We start from the raw sequence: 20,592 nt of genomic DNA, 5'->3' as shown, positions 1-20,592 counted from the left end.
TTATAACAATGTATATGTACTTACGTAAAAAATAGAAAATCAGTTTTTGAGAAAGCTACTTAAATTACATGACCAAAAATCATAACAATTTCTAGTTCCTACTTTTGTTTAATATAAACTTCAGTAGCTCCCAAACCATATTTTTGATAGTTCGCATCTTGGAACGAAATGGTATCATATCGCCCCAACATAAAATCTAATTCGGCTTTCAAAACACCTTCACCTACGCCATGAATAAGTACCACTTTTGGCAACCGATTTTTGATTGCAAAATCGAGTTGCCGTTTTGCTGTTTCTACTTGTAACGTTAAAATATCATAGTTGCTCATTCCACGTTTTGAAGGCACTAACTTTTCAATGTGCAAATCCACTTCTAAGACAAATTCATCCTTACGAGAACGCTTTTCCTTGACAAAATTGCGCTTTTTTGGCTCTTCTTTATCTTTTAAAACAGAACCTAAACTTTGAGTAGAGAAAAAACCACTTAACTCATTGGAATTATTTATTTTAACTAATTCGTTGACAAAAAATGTCATCACAAATTTATCAGTTGTTTCCACTGAAATTTCATTGTTTTGAACCTTAATTACTACTCCGGAGATGTCGTCGTCTAAAACCGCAACCTTATCTCCTATTTCAAATTTCTGTGCCATTTTCTTCTTCGTTTTCTCCATCATTTTTAGATGGAATTTTCTTCATTAATCTAAATAATCCAAACATAAAAACAGCCATTGCTCCTATCATAATAAATCGATTTGGAGCTGGTTTTGATTGTTCCATCATGGCAAAAATTCCGACCGCTGCGAACACCAAAATGTATAAAAATTGTTTCATAATTTTCTCTTTAAATAAAGTTTTCAAAAGTAGTGCTTTTAAAATTAGTATTTGTTTTTGAACTTTTTTTTGTAAACTTGTGGAACAATTTTTAACCACAAAAAAGCATTATGGAAGAACACATGTTACCTTGTATGAACAAACAACTTTTTGGAGTTGAATGTCCAGGTTGCGGAACACAAAGAGCCATTGCTTTTTTATTAGAAGGTGAATTTTGGGAAGCTTTTAAAATGTTTCCTGCGATTTATACATTAGGTTTGTTTTTTATTCTTTTGGGATTTCATCTTTTTGATAAAAAAAGAAACTACTATAAATTAGTTATTGCAAGCGCCGTTTTAAATGGAGCCGTATTACTAATAGCTTATTTTATCAAAATATATTCTAATACCGTAACCAATTAAACTTTATATTTTATGGAAAATCAAAAATTACCTAATGCTACCGCTGTCCTAATTTTAGGAATCTTCTCTATTTTAACCTGTTGTTGTTATGGAATCATTAGTATTATCCTTGGAGCTATTGGATTAGTTTTAGCCAATAAAGATGCTAAACTATATGCTGAAAACCCAAGTGTATACACTAACTACAACAATTTAAAAATAGGAAAAATCTTAAGTATTATCGGAATTGCATTAGGAGTTATTTATTTAATTTATGTAATCTTTTTATTCTCAACTTTAGGAATGGAGGGTATTGAACAAATGCAACAAGAAATGATGAGAAGATACGGAAGTTAATACTATCGAATAAAATCTACAATTTAAAAAGAACGCTATCAAACAGTTAGCGTTCTTTTTTTATTTAATAACAACTCATTAACAACTCGTTTACAACACTTTTTTTGAGTTTGGCACAGCAATTGAAATTCCATAATCAAGCAACCGTTTTGGAAACGAATTTTAAAATGAAGTTGCCCAACTTTTAAATTGTTGTATTATGAAATCGATGATTCACGAATTCCGAAAACTAAATCTGTATTTCATGAGTAAAAAAATTACACTTTTAGTAGTAGCCAGTATCGTTCTGGTAGGAAACTTGGCATTAGCGTCAGAAAGCTCTGTTTTTTCTGACAATACAAACAGAAGAGGGTATTACATCGATTATCGAGATGCCGAACCTATCATTTTTAAAGAACGAGGTATTGAGTTTATGTTGTTTCCAAATGGAGAATTTGATTTCAACACAAGACCTACTGGTATAAGATATCATGTAAACAGAACTAATGGCGCTCCAAGAACTCGAGAATATTATGGTCCATCTGAGAGAGGGGTTCGCATTGAGCACGATAACTTTGGTAGAGTAAGACGCGTAGGAAATGTGTATATCAACTATGATGCTTTTGGTAGAGTAAAACGCATTGGAACGATTTACATGACTTACAATAGTTTTGCGGTAACAAAAGTGGGTAACATGCGAATTGTTTACGACAGAAGAGGACGAATAGTAAATGTATATGGTTTTATTAACCATGGAAACAACGGCTATCTTTACAACCCAAGAGGTACTCATTATAATGGCGGAAACGGTGGTTATGACTACGGAGACGATTACGATGATGATTTCGGAAGCGACGAAGACTATTATTACTACAGAAAAGACGGTTCTAAAGCGAAAATGTCTGATGATGATGTAAAAGAAATCAAAAAAGAAATTTTTGAAATGAAGAAAAAATAAAAATTGGTTGGTTAAGTTTGTTTTTAAATCCTGCGGATTCTAAGAAGATGATGCAGGATTTTTTATGTTCAAACGTAAAGTCAAATTCAAAAATCAATTTAAAAAAATAACTTAACTGAACTTTTAAACTTTTTTAAAGACATAGATTAATAGCTATACTTTGTGAGTAATTTTAGTCGTTTAACTTTACATAATAAACATAGAAAACAAACTTGAATAACTTATTGGTTTTAAAAAAAATGTGCCATAGCGTCTTTGTGTGCAATTATTATTTGAATATTCTCTTAAAAACAGACATCATTACAAAATTAATATCTGAAGAAATCTTCAAATAATAACTCAATCCTAAGTAGAAAATAGTCACTAAAATGGATTTCAAGATTATATTTACAAAAGGATGAAAATTGAAATCCCAATAATAAAACACTCCAAAAGTAATTATTGCCAAAACTAACGAGACAATCGTATTTCTAGTAAACGGAAATAGCCTCATTTTAAGCACAACAAACAGTAATTTAGACAAACTATATAACGTAATGGAAATTAAGGTTGCTATAGCTGCTCCATTCAAGCCGTATAACGGAATAAAAATCATATTTAAGGAAACCGTAAGAAAAACTAGGAACAATCCTAAAAACAATACTGCTCTATAATATTTCGAATTAAAAATAATCGAATTGTTATTTCCTAAAATCAAATCGAAATACTTAGAAATTCCGATTAAGAAAACGACAGCAATTCCTTCGCTATATCCTTTCGGCAAAACCGTGTACAATTGATTGCTATTAACTAAAATCCCAACTAAAATCAAACCACCAATAACCTGAAGCGTAATCGAAGACTTTTTATACAATTCGTTTAATTCCTCATGCTTATTTTCACTCATTAATTTTGCTGTAATGGGATAAGTAATCTGGTGCATGGCGCGACTTGGTACTGCAATCACTGTTGCAATAAATATAGCAACCGAATAAAAAGCGATATTATCGATATTGATGTAAAAATTCAGCATGAATTTATCGACATCTAACAACATATTAGCAACACTTCCAGACAAGATAATAAAAAAACAATACGTTAGAATTGCTTTGTAATTGTCTGGAAAAACCAATTTTAAATGTGGTAATTTCACTTTCATTGCGTAAAAAAACATGGTTAAAAGCGATAAAAAGTAAATTCCCATCAAAGCAAAAACAAATTGTTGTGGCGAAATCACATTAAAATAAACCGCGAATAAAAAGATAGAAATCAGGATTCGAAGTAGCACTTCTTTTACAAAACTCCCATAAACCGATTGCATATGTACTTTTACCCAAGCATAAAAAATCTCAAAATAACCCATACAAAGCCCGATTACAGGAATTTGCCACACATAATCGTAAACAATTGAATTTTTCTGCGATAATAATTCGGCAATTTGATGATAGCCTAAATAGCCAATCAAACTTATGGGAAGTACAATTAATAAAGGTAAAACCAAAACAAAGGTTAGAAATTGTGATTTTTTCTCTTCCGTTTCATACTCATTATAAAATTTCACCAAGGTATTATGAACTCCAAACGCCATCAAAGGCATCATAATATTGGCTGCTGACAAAATGAAACCGACCAAACCATAAAAGGTATCCCCCAAAAATTGTCCATACATAAATAACGTATTAATCGCGCCAATTCCAAAACCGATATAGGTTATGATGGTGTTTTTAATCGATTGCTTGATGACAATTCCCATGTTTTAGTGAAAAGTGATTAGTGATTCGTGATTAGCCGTTTGGCTAATTTTTCGGTCAATGATTTTCTACTGTATTGTTGTAAACCAACCGGATACACTTTCAAATTATTTTGTTGATATTGCTCGAAAAAAGTCAGAATTTGTGCTTTTAAAGCTTCTAATTCATCATATTTGAAGAAAGTTCCGGTATTTGTTTCTTTAATTATTTGAGCAAAATCAGCTTTTTCTGGTCCGATGGCGATAATTGGTCGCTCTGAAACCATATATTCGAATAATTTTCCAGGAATAATACACTTGGTCTCTTCTGAATCAATTTCAATTAATAACAATACTTGTGAACTTCTTTGTTCAATTATAGCTTCATCGTGAGGCAGATAACCTAAATGATTTACATATCGCTCCAACCTAAATTCTTTAATTGCCTGAAGTACCTCAGCACTTACCGCTCCTATCAATTTTAATTGGAACTGTTTTTTGAATTCTGGATTTTCTTTGGTTAATTCTTTCAAAGCTTTCCATAAAATTCTTGGATTTCTAGCCGATAAAAACGAACCGATGTGTGCCAAAGTGAATTTTTCATCCAAAGGCTTTTTGATTACTCTTTCCACGTCATAACCATTTGTAATTACTTCAATAGGTTTTGATGTAATTGTTTCAAATTCGGCTTTTGTCGTCGGAGAAGTTACTATAAGTTGGTCGCAAGTCGTCATAACTTCTTTCTCCAAATCTTTATGCTTTTTGGCAGCCCACGAACTCAATTTTAATTGTTTATGATAGCCAATCGTTGTCCAAGGATCTCGAAAATCAGCCATCCAAGTGATGTTGAGCTCTTTTTTCAATTGCAAACCAATCAAATGCAAACTATGTGGCGGACCAGTCGTTATTATCGTATCGATTTGATGTTCTTGAAGATATTGTTTCAAAAACTTAACCGAAGGTTTCACCCAAAATACTCTCGCATCTGGAATAAAAACATTACCACGAATCCAAAGCATTGCTTTTTCAACAAACGACTGCTTTTTCTGATTTGGAATGATTCCAGAACTGATTTTTTTAGTCTTATTTTTTGAAAAAACCGAAGCCAATCCATAGGGTTCAAAAATGGGTTGTTTGATGATAATCGCTTTATCAGAAACATCACTCAATAATTTCTCATCAAGCAAAGGATATGTAGGATTTTCTGGAATATAAACGTGAGGTTCAATGTTAAAATCGGGTAAATATTTAACGAATTTTAACCAACGCTGTACGCCTGGACCTCCTGCTGGTGGCCAGTAATACGATATGATGAGTATTTTTTTGGTTTTCAAAATTCAGTTATGATTCAATATTGTCATTTAATTTTCCTAATTCTTCTAAATCTAGTTGATCCTTGAGTCTGTTCGTTGCTTTTTTTGCAATGACTAGATTTTTATAATCAATAAAACTAACAGGAATGTCGCCTAACATTACAATTGTAGCATCAGACAAAAGAGAATCAAATGATTTATCCTCCAAACCCTTAATGGAAGTCATGACATCTAAACGAAGTCCAAAGTCTAATGTAAAATCGGTCCAGCCTGGAATAAATTGCATCGTTTCAATAGATTCAAAATCTCCTATACCAATTTCAACAAACGCTTTTCTAAGATTTTTTCTATTTTCAATCGAATCTTCTATTAAAATATCTAAATCTCCGGTATTTCGGTTATATCCATAAATGTTAACCGCAAAACCACCAATGGTGATGTACTTTACCTTATGCTTTTGAAAAGATTTCCAAATATTTAAAATTTGTGCAATCATTTCTTAATGGGATAAATTTTGGGAGCATTTTTTAAAGAATAAGAAAGCTCAATAATAGCCATCAATCGTTCTAATCGTTCTATGTAAGAGAGCGATTTTACTTCAGCTATTCGCTTAGCTTCTAACTTTTCGGGTTTATCGTGATTCAATTTTGCCTCCATTTTCTTTGACAGATATTCTTTCAAATTTACAAAATATTCAAGTTCAAAAATCAAAAATCGTTAATCTTGAATCTTTTTCTTTAGCTCAAAATAAACTCCAGCTCCAATCAATAAAAGCATTCCGATTGAACTCATTAATGCGATGGTGCTACCTGTTTTTACCACTTGAGGTTCAAATTTGAATTCGATAGTGTGTTTTCCTGCTGGAATTTGCAAACCTCTTAGAACGTAGTTTGCTCTTAACATTGAATCTTTTTCCCCATTAATATAGACATTCCATCCATTTTCGTAATACATTTCAGAGAAAATAGCTATTCCTTCATTAAAATTATTTGAAATATATTTTAAATAATTAGGCTTATAGCTTACTAATTTAATTTGAGCAAGTGAATCAACTACATAATCTTTTTTAAATACTGGTTTAAAAAATGTTCCAAAATCATAATTACTAATTACAGCCTCTTTTTTATTATCCAAACTATCCAAAGCTTTCATTTCTTCATTGGCAGAATTCACAAACCTAATTTTCTCTACAAACCAAGCATTTCCATTCGCTGCAGGATTTGCTAAAGCTAATTTTTGTCCGTTTTCATCGGATTGGATAACGTATTTAACGTTTAACATGTTTAATACACGAACGTTATTTTTAGCGATTTGGTAGTCGAACAATTGTTGCATTCTTCTTGGTTTCGCAGCATGATAACCTCCAATCGATTTATGGAAATACGATGTTCTAGCGCTGCTCATTCCTCCTTCTACTTCAAAAACTCGGAAATGTGTTGTATCGGCTAGAATTCTTTGGTCGGCTTCTGTTGGTTCAAATGGCATATCGACTTCTCTTGCGCTTTTGAATTGATCGGGATTGTTGTTTACATAACGTTTGTCTACCATAAACAAATCGAAAACCATTAAAACTCCAACCGCAATAATCGCCGTAGTTTCCTTCATCATATTTTTTACGAAAAGGAATAAAACAGCAAAAGTTAATTCCACGAACAACATCGAACGCAAAACATCCGAGGTATATAGTGCTTCACGGTCTAATTTTAAAGTTCGGATGAATTCGTCTCCATAGGCTTGCGCATACACTGCATCGTTTGCAGATGAGAAATTAAACATTCCTTTAATGAGGAATAATACGACTAAAAGTCCGAAAGTGATAGCTCCTGATTTCCAAAGGGCGTTCCATTTTGCTTTTTCATCTTGTTTGAAAAATTGGTACAATCCAATAATAGCTAAAGCAGGAACACACAATTCTAAAATCACTTGAATAGACGAAACCGCTCTAAATTTGTCATATAATGGAACATAATTAATAAAGAAATCCGTCAAAATACTGAAATTCTTACCCCAAGAAAGTAATAATGAAAATACTGCTCCAGCTAAAAATAAGTATTTGATATTTCGTTTTTCCACAAAAAATGCCATTACGAATAAGAAAAACACTACTACTCCTATGTAAGCTGGTGCCGCAACAATAGGCTGTGCTCCCCAATACGCTGGAGCGTGTTCCACAAAACCTTGAACTTGGTCAGCTGGATAACCTTGCGCCACAAAGTTTTGATACGTTTCCGATTCAATTCCCAAATTTTCATTGTTAGAACCTCCAAAAAGTCCTGGTGCAATCAAGTTTAAACTTTCTGCAATTCCGTAACTATATTCCGTGATATATTCATACGACATCGCATTGCTATCCGTTTTAGGGGAACCGTCAGGATTAAAAGTTAATTCGCTGTTACTTCTGGTAGAAAATTTAGCATATTCTGATGTTGCCATCAAGTTGGTTGCATTAGCACCGATAGCTAAAATTGCAGCAATAATAAATACCCCAATTCCTTTACCTAACTCTTTGAATTCTTTATTTTTGATTGCAATTACTACATAATAAACTGCAATAATGACTAACAATAACAGTAAATAATAGGTCATTTGGAAGTGATTGGCATTGATTTCTAAAGCTGCTGCCACCATGGTTAACGCACCTCCAATAATATACTTTCTTTGAAACACCAATAAAACTCCAGCCACAACCATTGGCATGTAAGCAATAGCATGGGCTTTAGCATTGTGTCCAACACCTAAAATAATAATCAAATAGGTTGATAATCCAAAAGCTAATGCACCAAAAAAGGCTTTTAATGGATCTACTTTCAAAACCATTAACAACACATAAAAACCTAAGAAATAAAGAAATAAATAATCTGCTGGTCTTGGTAAAAAACGTAAAGCATCATCGAGCATTCCAATAACATCATTTGGATATTTAGCTCCTAATTGATAGGTTGGCATTCCACCAAAAGCGCTATTCGTCCAATAGGGTTCCTCACTAGTTTCTTTTCTAAAATCAATTTGTTCTTTTGCCATTCCGGTGTATTGCACGATATCGGATTGGAAAATTTTATCTCCTTTTAAAACGGGATAAAAATAAAACAACGAAACTAAGATAAATCCAACAACAACTAATAAATGGGGATAAAATGCTTTTATGTTCTTCATATTATTGTTAATAAATAAAGGTGCTAAAGTAACTAAAAAAAGGATATTGTAATAATATCCTTTTGGGTAATGTTGATAAACGTAGAATTATTTCACCTCTTCATAATCGATGTATTCTCCTACTTCCTTTTTGGGTTTTGGTGTATTTTTTGTCGATTGAGAAGTGTTATTGTATTGTTCTTGTTGTTGTCTGTACTGTTCTTGCATTTTTTCTTGCATTTTATTGACCGCCTTTTGCATTAAAATTGGGGCAAAAATTCGCATTAAAAACTTAAACAAATAATAAAACAGAATAATATAAAAGAGTGTTTTTATAAAACCTGTAAGTGAAGCCATCTCCATGCTAATAAAATTTAAAATTCAAAAATACTGATATTGGTTGGGAAAACTTCAAAATTGTTTCATAAAATTATGATAAAATAACTATTTTTGGACATAAATCTTTTTTTATGAAATCAATTCAGGTATTTCTTATACTACTTTTAGGTACTACTTCACAAACTTCATTTGGACAATTTACCGATGAAATTAACTCCAATCGTCCTGGAAAGTCGATGATGGCATTTGCTGTTGGAAAAAAAATTTTCCAAGTTGAAACAGGTGTAAATTATGTTTCAGAAGACCATGAAATTTTAGGTTACAAATCAAATGGTTTCATGGGGGAACTAGTACTTCGTTATGGCGTTTGGAAGGAAGAATTAGAAATAATTGGAGAACTTCAATATCAAAATGACAAATTAACTTCAGGCTTTTTTGAAGAAAAGAGAAATGGTTTCAAACAACTCACCTTAGGAGCGAAATATTTAATTTACGACCCTTTCAAGAACTATGAAGAAAAAGTTAACATTTACAGTTGGAAAGCCAATCAAAAATTCAAATGGCGTCAATTTATTCCAGCGTTCTCATTATATGCAGGAGCTAATTTTAATGTTGGAGAGAACCCATTTAACTATGCCCCAGCTACCATAGAAGAACCTACAGTGAGTCCAAAAGTAACAGCAATTGCTCAAAATCACTTTGGAGGAAGATGGGTATTTGTTACCAATTTAACCTATGACAAAATAGGAACTGATTTTGCAAGTTTAAATTACATCATAACTTTAATTAGAGGTTTCAATTCAAAATGGTCTGGATTTATTGAAAACCAAGGCTACAAAGGAGATTATTACAGTGACAGTGTCTTTAGATTAGGTGCTGCATTTTTGTTTGATAATCATATGCAAGTGGATGCCTCAATAGGAAAAAACATCAAAGACACCCCTGGGTTATTTAATGCCGGAATAGGTTTTTCATGGCGATTTGCAGATCAATATGAAGAAGTAAAAATCATGAAAAATAATGGCAGTAAAATGGATAAAAAAATGAATAAAAAAGCCGAAAAAGAAGCAAAAAAAAGAAAAGATACCGTTGAATAAAATGATTGAAATAAGAGAAGCTGTTACCAAAAAAGAGATGAAAGAATTCATCATGTTTTCTTTCGAATTGTATAAAAATAATCCGTATTGGATCCCCCCCATAATTGCAGATGAACTAGAAACGTTTGACAAAACTAAAAACCCTGCCTTTCAAACAGCGGAAGCCCATTTCTACCTTGCTTATAGAAACAATAAAATAGTAGGAAAAGTGGCCGCTATAATAAACTGGGAAGAGGTTAACTTACTTGAAAAGAGAAAAGTTAGATTTGGTTGGTTTGACGTTATTGATGATATCGAAGTCACTAAAGCACTATTACTTAAAGTAGAAGAATTAGGCCAAAAACACCATATGAATCACATGGAAGGCCCAATGGGGTTTTCTAACTTAGACAAAGTAGGAATTTTAAGCGAAGGATTTGACCAAATTGGTAATATGATAACTTGGTATAGTTTGCCTTATTATATTACACACTTTGAACAACTGGGCTTTAAAAAAGAAAAGGAATACATTGAAAGTGATTTTTCTTTTCAAGGGATAAACCCAGAACCTTTTCAGAAAGCGAGTCAATTAATAAAAAAAAGATATGAACTTCGAAGTTTAAACTTTACCAAAACAAAAGACATTATGCCTTATGTAGACAAGATGTTTGATTTGTTTAATGAAACGTATTCGAAACTACAGTCTTTTGTTCCCATAAACGATATACAAAAAGCGTATTTTAAAAAGAAGTATATTAGTTTTATCAATCCAGAGTTCATCAAATTCATTTTAGATAAAAATGACAATATGATTGCATTTGCTATTGTAATGCCTGGTTTTGCTAAAGCTCTTAAAAAGGCTAATGGTAAGTTATTTCCTTTTGGGTTTTATCATTTATTACAAGCTCGCAAGCACTCAAAAGAGGTGGTTTTTTATCTAATTGGAATAACACCCGAATATCAAAGTAAAGGGGTAACAGCGATCATTTTTGACGAATATTATAAAATATGTTTAGCAAAAGGAATTGAAACCTGCATTAGAACTCCTGAGTTAGAGGAAAATCATGCCATCCATAATTTGTGGAAACATTTTAATTCTAAAATCACGAAGAGAAGAAGAACATACATGAAAAACATTTAACTAAAAATTAAAAAGCCCTATAAGTTTAATTTATAGGGCTTTGCATTATTTATTTAAGGTATTTTTTTTATGTTTGATTCCTTAAGGTTATTCATTTTCAAAACTGCATCAAAATCACTAAAATCAACTTGGGTTGACATTCTATTAGATAAATAGCCTGGAATAATTACAATTCTGAACGTTTGATTTTGTGTCCAACTAAAATCTAAGTTTGTTAATGGGAAATTAGCATCTAGAAAAAGAGTAACATCATTTTGTGTAAAATCAAAGTTGTAATCTAATTCGCCTCCATTATCAAAATAATACGTTTGAGGCATTAATCGCCAAACATCTTGACCACCAACTACATCATATAGATGGTAAACTAAAATCATGTCAGACGCATAAATTGGAGTACCAAGATCAACAAAAGTACTAAATCCATTGCCTGTACTAAAGGAACGAGTAACTTCAAAAACTTCACTTATTGTATCATTATCAATATCATCTCTAACTTCGTTAACTGTACAACTTTGTAGTGTTATCATCCCGATAAAAGCTATCAATAGGGTAATTTTTTTCATGATTTTTATAGTTTATATTATTTCTTATTACCTAAATACCAATTGTTGTGCCAAACTTTAATCCAATTTTAAATTTGTATCTTTGAATCTCCAAAAAGACAACAAAAATGGGAAGAAATAATCCAAAAAACATCAAAGCGCATAACGATAAATTACACAAAGAACAGGCAAAAGAAAAAGCAAAAAAGAATACTCGTGCCGAAAAATTAAAAGAAATCACCAGAAAATTCAACGAATCTAAATCGTAATTTATGTCGAATTGCTACTGTGGAAATGCTGCTCTCTTTCAAGATTGTTGTGAACCTTTTATCAAAGGAGTAACAAATGCTCCAACTGCCGAAAAATTAATGCGTTCTCGTTACAGCGCTTTTGCAACAGGTGACGCTGATTATTTAGTAAACACTACTCATATTTCAAAAAGACGCTACCACAACAAAAAAGACATTTTAGCTTGGAGTCAAGCTAACAAATGGCTAAAATTAGAAGTTTTAGCTTCAACCAAAACTACAGTAACTTTCAAAGCGTATTTTTTAGACGAAAATTTAAAAGCACAAGTGCATTATGAACATTCAACTTTTAAATTCGAAAATGATAAATGGTTTTACGTGGATGGAGAATATTAAATTGTTTTCTTAATTGGAATCCGAATTTCTTCTTCAGAATCAGGACTATTGCTTTTATACTTTTCCCCTAAAATTTCAAAATGTGGTCGATTATCTAATTCATATTCCGAATTAGGCAACCAAACACCAAAAATATAAGCAAAAGTTTCTCTTGCTTTAGAAGCATCACCTACATGATTAAAAACAGCATACAAACCTTCTTCTACAAATAATGTTTGCATTCCTTCAGGAACAAAATCAAAATTTGAAACAGGAATTGCAGCCCATTTTACAAATTCGGTTTGGGGATTGAAATCAAAATTTTCTGGATTGATTTGAATATTAAACAAATCCGCACCTATCACATTTTGAATTTCATATCGCCTAGGCATAAATTTTTCCCATAATTCACCTATTCGATAATCAGAATACGAAAATCGACTATTCATTCCGATGAATTTTGTAGTTGGAAAGGTTTTGATTATTGGTTTCATATTTTATAAAATGTATCTTCTTTCCATTTTAATGGATTTTGTTCTATATAATTTTGAATGGTATCAAATGATTTTGAATTCCTAATAATGTGATCATGAAATCGGGATTGCCAAGCGAAATTGGGATTGATTTGTCTGCATTCGAATGAACATCGCCCTTTGTACCAACGAATGATTTTTGAGATCGAATTGCACAACATCGGATTTTTATCACCTGAAAATCCACCCGTTCCACCCTGTAGAGACGCGATTAATCGCGTCTCTACTATATTATTGTTTACATTATGATTATCAGACGCGATTAATCGCGTCTCTACGGATGTTTGGGAATTATCAATAATCAAAACCCCATGAACATGATTTGGCATCACCACAAAATTTCCCAATTGAACCATTGGAAAATGATTGGGAATTTCACACCAAAATTTCTCTGCCAATTTTCCGATTTCGGATAATTGCATTTTTTGATTTTGAATTTGTCCAAAAAAATGGTGTCGGTTTTGGGTGCAAATGGTGATAAAATAGGCTCCGTTATTGGAATAATCCCATATTTGTAGACGCGCAGCAGGAATGCGGTATTTGTTTTGAAATTTATTTTGCATGGCATATAATAGTATATCGTTTAACGAAATAAAGAAAATATTTTGAAAAATCGAAATGATTTTGATTTTTTTTGAATACATTCAAAAAAAAGAGACGCGATAAATCGCGTCTCTACAGGATATATTTTTTAAAATATTACATATTTCTTCGGTACTGGCCGCCCACCTCGAATAATGCGCTGGTGATTTGTCCTAACGAACATACTTTAGCGGCATCCATCAATTTTTCAAAAATATTCTGATTTTGAATCGCAGCTTCTTGAATAATTGAAATTTGATTTTCAACCTCTTTTGCTTTGGCTTGATGTAAATTCTCTAATGTTTTGATTTGGAATTGCTTCTCCTCTTCTGTTGCACGAATCACTTCTGCTGGAATAACGGTTGGCGAACCTTTTGAACTTAAGAAGGTATTAACTCCAATTATTGGGAATTCTCCTGTATGCTTCAACGTTTCGTAATACAACGATTCTTCTTGAATTTTACTTCTTTGGTACATCGTTTCCATTGCACCGAGAACTCCGCCTCTTTCGGTAATTCTATCAAATTCTTGTAAAACCGCTTCTTCCACTAAATCGGTTAATTCTTCAATAATGAAAGAACCTTGGATTGGATTTTCGTTTTTCGCTAAACCTAATTCTTTATTGATAATCAACTGAATCGCCATTGCACGACGCACTGATTCTTCTGTTGGAGTCGTAATGGCTTCATCATAAGCATTCGTGTGTAACGAATTACAGTTATCGTAAATCGCATATAACGCTTGTAAAGTCGTACGAATATCATTGAAATCAATCTCTTGAGCATGTAACGAACGTCCTGATGTTTGAATGTGGTATTTCAACATTTGGGCTCTTTCGTTGGCACCGTATTTGTTTTTTAAGGCTTTTGCCCAAATCTTACGTGCCACACGACCAATAACCGCATATTCAGGATCAATTCCGTTAGAGAAGAAGAATGATAAATTCGGACCGAAGTCGTTGATATTCATTCCTCTACTTAGATAATATTCTACGTAAGTAAATCCATTTGCTAATGTAAACGCTAACTGCGTGATTGGATTGGCTCCTGCCTCTGCTATGTGGTAACCTGAAATTGAAACTGAATAGAAGTTACGCACATTTTGTTGAATGAAATATTCTTGAACATCTCCCATTAAACGCAATGCAAATTCTGTCGAGAAAATACACGTATTTTGCGCTTGATCTTCTTTTAAAATATCCGCTTGAACAGTACCACGAACTTGTGCTAAAGTTTTTACTTTAATATCTTGATATATAGCAGCTGGCAATACTTGGTCTCCTGTTAGACCTAACAATAATAAACCTAAACCATCATTTCCTTCTGGTAATTCACCATTGTATCTTGGCCTTTCTAAACCTTTATCGTCGTAAAGTTCTTTTTTCTTTTTCTCAACTTCCGCTACTAAACCGTTCTCTTTGATATATTTCTCACAGTTTTGGTCAATAGCCGCATTCATAAAAAATCCTAACAACATTGGTGCAGGACCATTGATGGTCATGGAAACTGAGGTCGCTGGGTGACTCAAATCGAAACCTGAATATAATTTCTTAGCATCATCTAAACAACAAATCGAAACTCCTGCATTTCCGATTTTGCCATAAATATCTGGTCTGTGGTCTGGGTCATTTCCATATAACGTTACCGAGTCGAAAGCGGTTGACAAACGTTTTGCTGGCATTCCCAAAGAAACATAATGGAAACGACGATTCGTTCTTTCTGGACCACCTTCTCCTGCAAACATACGCGTTGGGTCTTCACCTTCACGTTTAAATGGATATAATCCAGACGCAAATGGGAATTCTCCTGGTACGTTTTCTTGTAAATTCCATTTTAAGATATCACCCCAAGCTTGGTATTTTGGTAACGCCACTTTTGGAATTTGAGAATGTGATAATGATTCGGTATGCGTTTCAATTTTGATTTCTTTATCACGAACTTTAAAAGAGTATACCGGATTTTTATATTTATTTACTTTTTCTTCCCAAGTCAATAAAATTTCCCAATTGTATGGGTCTAAATTCATTTTTACTCGGTCGAATTCTTTTAATAATAAGCCTAAAAACTCTTTGTTGTTTTCGTTAATCTGTAAAGAACTTTCAATAATTCCAACTTTATCAATTTGAGGTAAATTACCATTCACTGACTCGATGGTTTTGAAAATTCCGTATAATTTTTGCGCTACTTCTACTTGCGTTAAAGCAGTTTCGTCATATTTTCTATTGTTTTCTGCAATTTCCGATAAATAACGGGTTCTGTGTGGTGGAATAACGAAGATCTTCTCACTCATTTCACGCGTGATTTCGAAAGTCGATTTTAAATCCGCTCCTGTTTTGGCTACAATCTTATCCATGATAGATTTGTAAAGCGTATTCATTCCTGGATCATTGAATTGGGAAGCGATAGTACCAAAAATTGGCATCTTATCGGTATCTACATCCCAAAGATTATGATTGCGTTGGTATTGTTTTTTCACATCGCGAATCGCATCTAAAGCCCCACGTTTATCGAATTTATTTAACGCTACTAAATCAGCGAAATCCAACATATCGATTTTCTCTAACTGTGTTGCCGCACCAAATTCAGGCGTCATTACATACAAAGAAACGTCTGAATGGTCAAGGATTTCAGTATCCGATTGTCCAATTCCTGAAGTTTCTAAAATGATTAAATCATATTTAGCTGCTTTCAACACTTGAATCGCTTCGGCTACATATTTTGATAACGCTAAATTTGATTGACGAGTCGCTAACGAACGCATATAAACACGAGAATTGTTAATCGCATTCATACGAATTCTATCTCCTAACAAAGCGCCACCTGTTTTACGTTTTGATGGATCCACTGAAATTAATCCGATAGTTTTTTCAGGGAAATCTATTAAGAAACGACGCACTAATTCGTCTACTAAAGATGATTTTCCTGCTCCACCTGTTCCGGTGATACCTAATACGGGAATCTTAGAAGTTTCATTAGCAGTGTGAATTTTATCTAAAGTTTCTTTTGCAATTTCAGGAAAGTTTTCAGCTGCCGAAATTACACGAGCAATCGCTCTTGGATTTTTCTCTTCTAAATGATCGGCTTCTCCATTCAACACATCTCCCACAGGAAAATCTGCTTTTTGAACTAAGTCGTTAATCATACCTTGTAATCCCATGGCACGACCATCGTCTGGCGAATAAATTTTAGTGATTCCGTAGGCATGTAACTCTTCAATTTCAGAAGGAAGAATTACTCCACCTCCACCACCAAATATTTTGATATGAGCCGCTCCTTTTTCTTTAAGCAAATCATACATGTATTTAAAATATTCATTATGCCCCCCTTGATAAGAAGTCATCGCAATGGCATTTGCATCTTCTTGAATAGCGGTATTTACAACTTCTTCCACACTTCTATCATGTCCAAGGTGAATCACCTCAACACCCGTAGCTTGAATAATTCTACGCATGATATTAATGGCCGCATCGTGTCCATCAAAAAGTGACGCTGCGGTCACAATTCTTACTTTATTTTTAGGAATATAAGGAGTTTGTAGTTCCATATGTAATTTTTGTTCGTTTTAAAGGGTGCAATTTACGAATTTAATAATTTTATTTCGTTCAAATTTTTGAATTAATTGTGATAAAAATTGGCACTATCTTTGTCTATTCGTAAGCAAAATAGAAAACATGAAAAAAATCGTATTAAGTTTAATTGTTTTTGGTGTATTCGGATGTGCCGAAATGCAACAAGTATTAGATCAACTACCTCAAGGAACAGGAATTTTGAGTCAGGCTGAAATTGGAAATGGTTTAAAAGAAGCTTTAAATAATGGAATTACTAAACAAGTTTCGAAGTTAACCGCTACCGATGGTTTTTTTAAAAATGAAGCAGTAAAAATTTTATTACCTGAAGAATTACAAACCGTCGATAAAAAACTGCGTCAAATAGGTATGAGTAAATTAGCTGACGAAGGTCTGAAACTGATGAATCGTGCTGCCGAAGATGCCGTTAAAGAAGCAACTCCAATTTTCGTTGATGCTGTTAAACAAATGACGTTTAACGATGCTAAAAACATTTTGATGGGTAATGAAAATTCGGCAACTACGTATTTACAAAACACCACTTCTACCTCGTTGTATGCAAAATTTAATCCCGTGATTAAAAACTCATACACTAAAGTTGGAGCGGATAAAATATGGAATCAAATGATCACCAGATACAATGCTATTCCATTGGTTAAAAAGGTGAATCCTGATTTAACAGATTATACAACTAACAAAGCAATGGATGGTGTTTTCAAGATGATATCGGTAGAAGAAAAAAATATTCGAACAAATTTAACTGCAAGAAGTTCTGATTTATTAAGAAGAGTCTTTGCTTTACAAGATAAAAAATAATTTTTTGTCACTCATTATTTACAAAGAAAACGTTTTCGTAAAAATTTAATAATCAATAACATAAGTATAACATAAACTTAACATTGCATTACAGAAAATCGCACGATATTTGCAAAGTAATAAGTTGAGAGATTCTCATTTGGTTAGGGTTAGTTAAAAAAATCACTCCGATGTAAATCGGAGTTTTTTGTTTTAAAAAATTTAGATTCGTTTCTTCAAATACCCAATAACCGTTTCATTAAAAACAACTGGCTGGTCCACATTCACCACATGTCCACAGTTTTGAATAACGAAAAGTTCGGCGGTTTTAACATGGTTGGCAACGACTTGTTTTACCGAGGGTAAAAACATATAATCCTCCTCCCCCATAACATATAGGGTAGGAATATTCAATTCTTTTTGACGGAACCACCTTAATACGGGATTGATTTCAGCAGTAAGTTTGAACCATTTAATAAATTCTTTCTGATACAGTTTTTTGGCTTCGTTGATGAATAACAAACGGGATTGTTTGTGGTTTTTTTTCGGCATGATCACAAAAGCAAAAAAACGATACAAAACCAAATACGGCAAAACATATTTAAACAGATTTCCCAATCGCATCAAGATTTGCGAACGGAAGTTCATTTTTAAAATAGCCCCCCCTAAAATCATACTTTTCACACGTTCGGGATGTATTTCTGCTAATTGACGAATAACGATAGAACCTAGAGAAATTCCTACGAAATGAGCATTTTCAATTTTTAGAAAATCAATTACCTCAACAATATCCTCCGCAATTGCTTTAAACGTATATTTTTGTTTGAAAGCTGTCTTTAATTGTTCCTTTGAGCCGCCATGCCCCCTTAAATCCAAAAGTAACACGTTAAAATGCTTTTGAAAATCACGAATTTGCTTGAACCAAATAGACGAACTTCCTCCTGCTCCATGAACAAAAGTCACCCATTCGGTACTGGTTTCGTTTTTATAAATTGTATATGAAATCAAAAATTAAAATTTTATCAAATGTACTACATTTCATTCCACCAAAAAACTAAACAAATTTTAAATTTTGGAGTGTAGTAATTTGAAATAATCAAATGCTTTTAACAAACGGCTTCCATACCAAGAAAACATTTCGCCATCCACAAAAACCGTTTTGGCATGATGGGTAAAACGTCCTATTTCAAAAGCATGTTCGTCTTTAAACGGAAAGGGTTCGGATGACAAAAACACATAATCAGGATCACCTTCTAAACGAATTTTCTTTAACTCGACTTCAGGATAACGCTCTTCTTTGCTTGTATAAATATTCTCGAAATGATTCAATTGCAATAATTCATTAATAAAAGTATCATTTCCTGCCACCATGTGTGGGTTGGCCCAAATAAAATAAGCGGCTTTCTTTACGGGTTTATCTTTGATAAACTGTTGAAAATCTTGGTAAGCGAAATTGATCTTATCGATCCATTTACGGGATTCGGTTCTTTTGTTGAAAAGTTGACCAAAATCATGAATCATTTGTAAGTTGTCTTCAATGGTGAGAATATCCGTAACCCAAACCGGACAAATTTGGGATAATTCTTCAACGATTTCTTTGGTGTTTTCCTCTTTATTACAAATGATTATATCGGGTTGAAGTGCTTTTATTTTATCGAATTTGATGGTTTTGGTACCGCCTACAATCGTCTTTAGTGCTTTTAAATGAAACGGATGCATACAGAATTTAGTAATTCCAACAATATGCTCCTCTAAACCTAAATCATATAACAATTCGGTTTGCGAAGGCACCAACGAAACGATTCGTAAAGGTGTTTTTTTGAAAGTGTGTTGGGTTCCTAATTGATCGGCGAGTTGCATGTTTTCAAAATTCAGCGTTCAATATTCAAAATTTACCCTAAAATGGTTTGCATTTCTTGTTGCAATTTCAACGCTTCTTCCCTAGCCTTTTCTGCAAAATTCACTCCGTTAGAAGCGTAAATAACTCCTCTTGAAGAATTAATCAACAAGCCAACATTAGTATTCATGCCATATTTGCAAACTTCTGCTAAACTTCCGCCTTGAGCGCCAACACCGGGAACTAAAAAGAAACTATCAGGAACTATTTTTCGAATTTCCGTGAAATATTCGGCTTTAGTTGCACCCACTACGTACATTAAATTATGCGCGTTTTTCCAAAGTTTTGAAGTTTCTAAAACTACTTTATACAGCTCTTTTCCTTCCACATTTTGCGTTTGGAAATCGAAAGCGCCTTCGTTTGAAGTTAAGGCCAACATAATCGTGTGCTTGTCCTCAAAAGCTAGAAAAGGTTCAACCGAATCTTTTCCCATATAAGGCGCCACCGTTACCGAATCGAAATTTAAATCCTTAAAAAAAGCTCTTGCATACATCGAAGAAGTATTGCCAATATCGCCACGTTTGGCATCTGCAATAGTGAAAATTTCAGGATATCTTTTGTTGATATAATTAATCGTTTTTTCTAGCGATTGCCAACCTTTGATGCCATAAGCTTCGTAAAAAGCTGTGTTTGGTTTGTACGAAACACATAAATCATGAGTCGCATCGATTATAGCTTTGTTGAATTCGAATATAGGATCTTCGGTTTGTAGTAAATGTTCGGGAATTTTATTTAAATCGACATCCAAACCAATGCAAAGAAATGATTTTTTAGTTCGGATTTGAGTAGTTAGTTGTTCTGTTGTCATGTTGTTGTTGTTTAGACGCAAAATTGCAAA

General features: G+C 33.1%; 23 protein-coding genes. 8 read left to right on the top strand and 15 right to left on the bottom strand.

Annotation, left to right across the window (positions count from 1 at the left end):
- Positions 1-98: 98 nt before the first annotated feature.
- Positions 99-653, bottom strand: coding sequence for a Smr/MutS family protein (locus BUE95_RS09615; protein WP_073584192.1), 555 nt, complete (start codon positions 651-653; stop codon positions 99-101).
- Positions 637-834: a hypothetical protein gene (locus BUE95_RS09610; RefSeq protein ID WP_073584190.1), complete on the bottom strand. Its 198-nt coding sequence runs from the start codon at positions 832-834 to the stop codon at positions 637-639. The genes BUE95_RS09615 and BUE95_RS09610 overlap by 17 nt, the downstream gene beginning before the upstream one ends.
- A 110-nt stretch (positions 835-944) precedes the next feature.
- Here BUE95_RS09610 and BUE95_RS09605 point away from each other — a divergent pair, with 110 nt between their 5' ends.
- From BUE95_RS09605 to BUE95_RS09595, 3 genes are all read left to right on the top strand, one after another.
- On the top strand, positions 945-1,235 hold the full coding sequence (locus BUE95_RS09605) for a DUF2752 domain-containing protein (RefSeq protein WP_073583857.1): 291 nt from the start codon (positions 945-947) through the stop codon (positions 1,233-1,235).
- A gap of 12 nt (positions 1,236-1,247) precedes the next feature.
- Positions 1,248-1,571 (top strand): CCC motif membrane protein, encoded by a 324-nt coding sequence (locus tag BUE95_RS09600; protein ID WP_073583855.1) that lies wholly within the window; start codon positions 1,248-1,250, stop codon positions 1,569-1,571.
- A 244-nt stretch (positions 1,572-1,815) separates the two neighbouring features.
- Positions 1,816-2,508 carry a hypothetical protein gene (locus tag BUE95_RS09595; RefSeq protein WP_143165268.1) on the top strand — a complete coding sequence of 231 codons (693 nt, stop codon included), beginning with the start codon at positions 1,816-1,818 and terminating at the stop codon, positions 2,506-2,508.
- 268 nt (positions 2,509-2,776) lie between these two features.
- Here the strand turns inward: BUE95_RS09595 and BUE95_RS09590 are convergent, their stop codons facing one another.
- The 6 genes from BUE95_RS09590 to BUE95_RS09570 all read right to left on the bottom strand — a co-directional run bounded on the left by BUE95_RS09590 (position 2,777) and on the right by BUE95_RS09570 (position 9,024).
- Positions 2,777-4,240, bottom strand: coding sequence for an oligosaccharide flippase family protein (locus BUE95_RS09590; RefSeq protein WP_073583851.1), 1,464 nt, complete (start codon positions 4,238-4,240; stop codon positions 2,777-2,779).
- Between the two features lie 17 nt (positions 4,241-4,257).
- Positions 4,258-5,550, bottom strand: a complete 1,293-nt coding sequence (locus tag BUE95_RS09585; protein ID WP_073583849.1) for a glycosyltransferase family 4 protein — start codon at positions 5,548-5,550, stop codon at positions 4,258-4,260.
- A 7-nt stretch (positions 5,551-5,557) separates the two neighbouring features.
- On the bottom strand, positions 5,558-6,025 hold the full coding sequence (locus tag BUE95_RS09580) for a hypothetical protein (protein WP_073583847.1): 468 nt from the start codon (positions 6,023-6,025) through the stop codon (positions 5,558-5,560).
- A complete protein-coding gene (locus BUE95_RS13575) occupies positions 6,022-6,240 on the bottom strand; it encodes a hypothetical protein (RefSeq protein ID WP_143165267.1) in 219 nt (72 codons plus the stop codon). The genes BUE95_RS09580 and BUE95_RS13575 overlap by 4 nt, the downstream gene beginning before the upstream one ends.
- A gap of 6 nt (positions 6,241-6,246) precedes the next feature.
- Positions 6,247-8,682: a YfhO family protein gene (locus BUE95_RS09575; RefSeq protein ID WP_073583845.1), complete on the bottom strand. Its 2,436-nt coding sequence runs from the start codon at positions 8,680-8,682 to the stop codon at positions 6,247-6,249.
- Positions 8,683-8,769: 87 nt separating this feature from the next.
- Positions 8,770-9,024: a DUF4834 domain-containing protein gene (locus BUE95_RS09570; RefSeq protein ID WP_073583843.1), complete on the bottom strand. Its 255-nt coding sequence runs from the start codon at positions 9,022-9,024 to the stop codon at positions 8,770-8,772.
- Between the two features lie 107 nt (positions 9,025-9,131).
- Between BUE95_RS09570 and BUE95_RS09565 the strand changes: the two genes are divergently transcribed.
- Both BUE95_RS09565 and BUE95_RS09560 read left to right on the top strand, forming a co-directional pair.
- Positions 9,132-10,097: a transporter gene (locus BUE95_RS09565; protein WP_073583841.1), complete on the top strand. Its 966-nt coding sequence runs from the start codon at positions 9,132-9,134 to the stop codon at positions 10,095-10,097.
- A gap of 1 nt (position 10,098) precedes the next feature.
- Positions 10,099-11,217: a GTP cyclohydrolase gene (locus tag BUE95_RS09560; protein WP_073583839.1), complete on the top strand. Its 1,119-nt coding sequence runs from the start codon at positions 10,099-10,101 to the stop codon at positions 11,215-11,217.
- A gap of 53 nt (positions 11,218-11,270) precedes the next feature.
- Here the strand turns inward: BUE95_RS09560 and BUE95_RS09555 are convergent, their stop codons facing one another.
- Positions 11,271-11,780, bottom strand: a complete 510-nt coding sequence (locus BUE95_RS09555) for a hypothetical protein (protein ID WP_073583837.1) — start codon at positions 11,778-11,780, stop codon at positions 11,271-11,273.
- Positions 11,781-11,887: 107 nt separating this feature from the next.
- Here BUE95_RS09555 and BUE95_RS13740 point away from each other — a divergent pair, with 107 nt between their 5' ends.
- Entirely contained in the window at positions 11,888-12,028 is a 141-nt protein-coding gene (locus BUE95_RS13740) for a hypothetical protein (protein WP_200778614.1), read from the top strand.
- Between the two features lie 3 nt (positions 12,029-12,031).
- On the top strand, positions 12,032-12,403 hold the full coding sequence (locus BUE95_RS09550) for a YchJ family protein (RefSeq protein WP_073583835.1): 372 nt from the start codon (positions 12,032-12,034) through the stop codon (positions 12,401-12,403).
- Here the strand turns inward: BUE95_RS09550 and BUE95_RS09545 are convergent.
- The 3 genes from BUE95_RS09545 to BUE95_RS09535 all read right to left on the bottom strand — a co-directional run bounded on the left by BUE95_RS09545 (position 12,400) and on the right by BUE95_RS09535 (position 17,040).
- On the bottom strand, positions 12,400-12,876 hold the full coding sequence (locus tag BUE95_RS09545; protein WP_073583833.1) for a GyrI-like domain-containing protein: 477 nt from the start codon (positions 12,874-12,876) through the stop codon (positions 12,400-12,402). The two genes, BUE95_RS09550 and BUE95_RS09545, sit on opposite strands and share 4 nt — an antisense overlap.
- Entirely contained in the window at positions 12,873-13,478 is a 606-nt protein-coding gene (locus BUE95_RS09540; protein ID WP_073584188.1) for a transposase, read from the bottom strand. The genes BUE95_RS09545 and BUE95_RS09540 overlap by 4 nt, the downstream gene beginning before the upstream one ends.
- A gap of 136 nt (positions 13,479-13,614) precedes the next feature.
- A complete protein-coding gene (locus tag BUE95_RS09535) occupies positions 13,615-17,040 on the bottom strand; it encodes a methylmalonyl-CoA mutase family protein (protein WP_073583831.1) in 3,426 nt (1,141 codons plus the stop codon).
- Between the two features lie 127 nt (positions 17,041-17,167).
- Here BUE95_RS09535 and BUE95_RS09530 point away from each other — a divergent pair, with 127 nt between their 5' ends.
- Entirely contained in the window at positions 17,168-17,878 is a 711-nt protein-coding gene (locus tag BUE95_RS09530) for a DUF4197 domain-containing protein (RefSeq protein WP_073583829.1), read from the top strand.
- Between the two features lie 201 nt (positions 17,879-18,079).
- On the opposite strand, the gene BUE95_RS09525 is transcribed toward BUE95_RS09530, so the two are convergent.
- From BUE95_RS09525 to pyrF, 3 genes are read right to left on the bottom strand one after another with little or no spacing between them, the layout of a single operon-like run.
- Complete coding sequence (locus BUE95_RS09525; RefSeq protein ID WP_073583827.1) at positions 18,080-18,865, bottom strand: alpha/beta fold hydrolase; 786 nt, start codon at positions 18,863-18,865, stop codon at positions 18,080-18,082.
- Positions 18,866-18,922: 57 nt separating this feature from the next.
- Positions 18,923-19,717, bottom strand: coding sequence for an ABC transporter substrate-binding protein (locus BUE95_RS09520; RefSeq protein WP_073583825.1), 795 nt, complete (start codon positions 19,715-19,717; stop codon positions 18,923-18,925).
- A gap of 32 nt (positions 19,718-19,749) precedes the next feature.
- Positions 19,750-20,562, bottom strand: a complete 813-nt coding sequence (gene pyrF, locus BUE95_RS09515) for an orotidine-5'-phosphate decarboxylase (RefSeq protein ID WP_073583823.1) — start codon at positions 20,560-20,562, stop codon at positions 19,750-19,752.
- Between the last annotated feature and the right edge of the window lie 30 nt (positions 20,563-20,592).

Origin of the sequence: Flavobacterium cucumis, assembly GCF_900148835.1 — a bacterium.
GTDB lineage: Bacteria > Bacteroidota > Bacteroidia > Flavobacteriales > Flavobacteriaceae > Flavobacterium > Flavobacterium cucumis.
This window is presented reverse-complemented; position numbering and strand designations above follow the sequence as displayed.

Bases quoted from the DNA above. Each gene is read 5' to 3' on its own strand.
- BUE95_RS09615 (WP_073584192.1), bottom strand. From the start codon at position 653: ATGGCACAGAAATTTGAAATAGGAGATAAGGTTGCGGTTTTAGACGAC.
- BUE95_RS09610 (WP_073584190.1), bottom strand. From the start codon at position 834: ATGAAACAATTTTTATACATTTTGGTGTTCGCAGCGGTCGGAATTTTT.
- BUE95_RS09605 (WP_073583857.1), top strand. From the start codon at position 945: ATGGAAGAACACATGTTACCTTGTATGAACAAACAACTTTTTGGAGTT.
- BUE95_RS09600 (WP_073583855.1), top strand. From the start codon at position 1,248: ATGGAAAATCAAAAATTACCTAATGCTACCGCTGTCCTAATTTTAGGA.
- BUE95_RS09595 (WP_143165268.1), top strand. From the start codon at position 1,816: ATGAGTAAAAAAATTACACTTTTAGTAGTAGCCAGTATCGTTCTGGTA.
- BUE95_RS09590 (WP_073583851.1), bottom strand. From the start codon at position 4,240: ATGGGAATTGTCATCAAGCAATCGATTAAAAACACCATCATAACCTAT.
- BUE95_RS09580 (WP_073583847.1), bottom strand. From the start codon at position 6,025: ATGATTGCACAAATTTTAAATATTTGGAAATCTTTTCAAAAGCATAAG.
- BUE95_RS09575 (WP_073583845.1), bottom strand. From the start codon at position 8,682: ATGAAGAACATAAAAGCATTTTATCCCCATTTATTAGTTGTTGTTGGA.
- BUE95_RS09570 (WP_073583843.1), bottom strand. From the start codon at position 9,024: ATGGAGATGGCTTCACTTACAGGTTTTATAAAAACACTCTTTTATATT.
- BUE95_RS09565 (WP_073583841.1), top strand. From the start codon at position 9,132: ATGAAATCAATTCAGGTATTTCTTATACTACTTTTAGGTACTACTTCA.
- BUE95_RS09560 (WP_073583839.1), top strand. From the start codon at position 10,099: ATGATTGAAATAAGAGAAGCTGTTACCAAAAAAGAGATGAAAGAATTC.
- BUE95_RS09555 (WP_073583837.1), bottom strand. From the start codon at position 11,780: ATGAAAAAAATTACCCTATTGATAGCTTTTATCGGGATGATAACACTA.
- BUE95_RS13740 (WP_200778614.1), top strand. From the start codon at position 11,888: ATGGGAAGAAATAATCCAAAAAACATCAAAGCGCATAACGATAAATTA.
- BUE95_RS09550 (WP_073583835.1), top strand. From the start codon at position 12,032: ATGTCGAATTGCTACTGTGGAAATGCTGCTCTCTTTCAAGATTGTTGT.
- BUE95_RS09545 (WP_073583833.1), bottom strand. From the start codon at position 12,876: ATGAAACCAATAATCAAAACCTTTCCAACTACAAAATTCATCGGAATG.
- BUE95_RS09540 (WP_073584188.1), bottom strand. From the start codon at position 13,478: ATGCAAAATAAATTTCAAAACAAATACCGCATTCCTGCTGCGCGTCTA.
- BUE95_RS09535 (WP_073583831.1), bottom strand. From the start codon at position 17,040: ATGGAACTACAAACTCCTTATATTCCTAAAAATAAAGTAAGAATTGTG.
- BUE95_RS09530 (WP_073583829.1), top strand. From the start codon at position 17,168: ATGAAAAAAATCGTATTAAGTTTAATTGTTTTTGGTGTATTCGGATGT.
- BUE95_RS09520 (WP_073583825.1), bottom strand. From the start codon at position 19,717: ATGCAACTCGCCGATCAATTAGGAACCCAACACACTTTCAAAAAAACA.
- pyrF (WP_073583823.1), bottom strand. From the start codon at position 20,562: ATGACAACAGAACAACTAACTACTCAAATCCGAACTAAAAAATCATTT.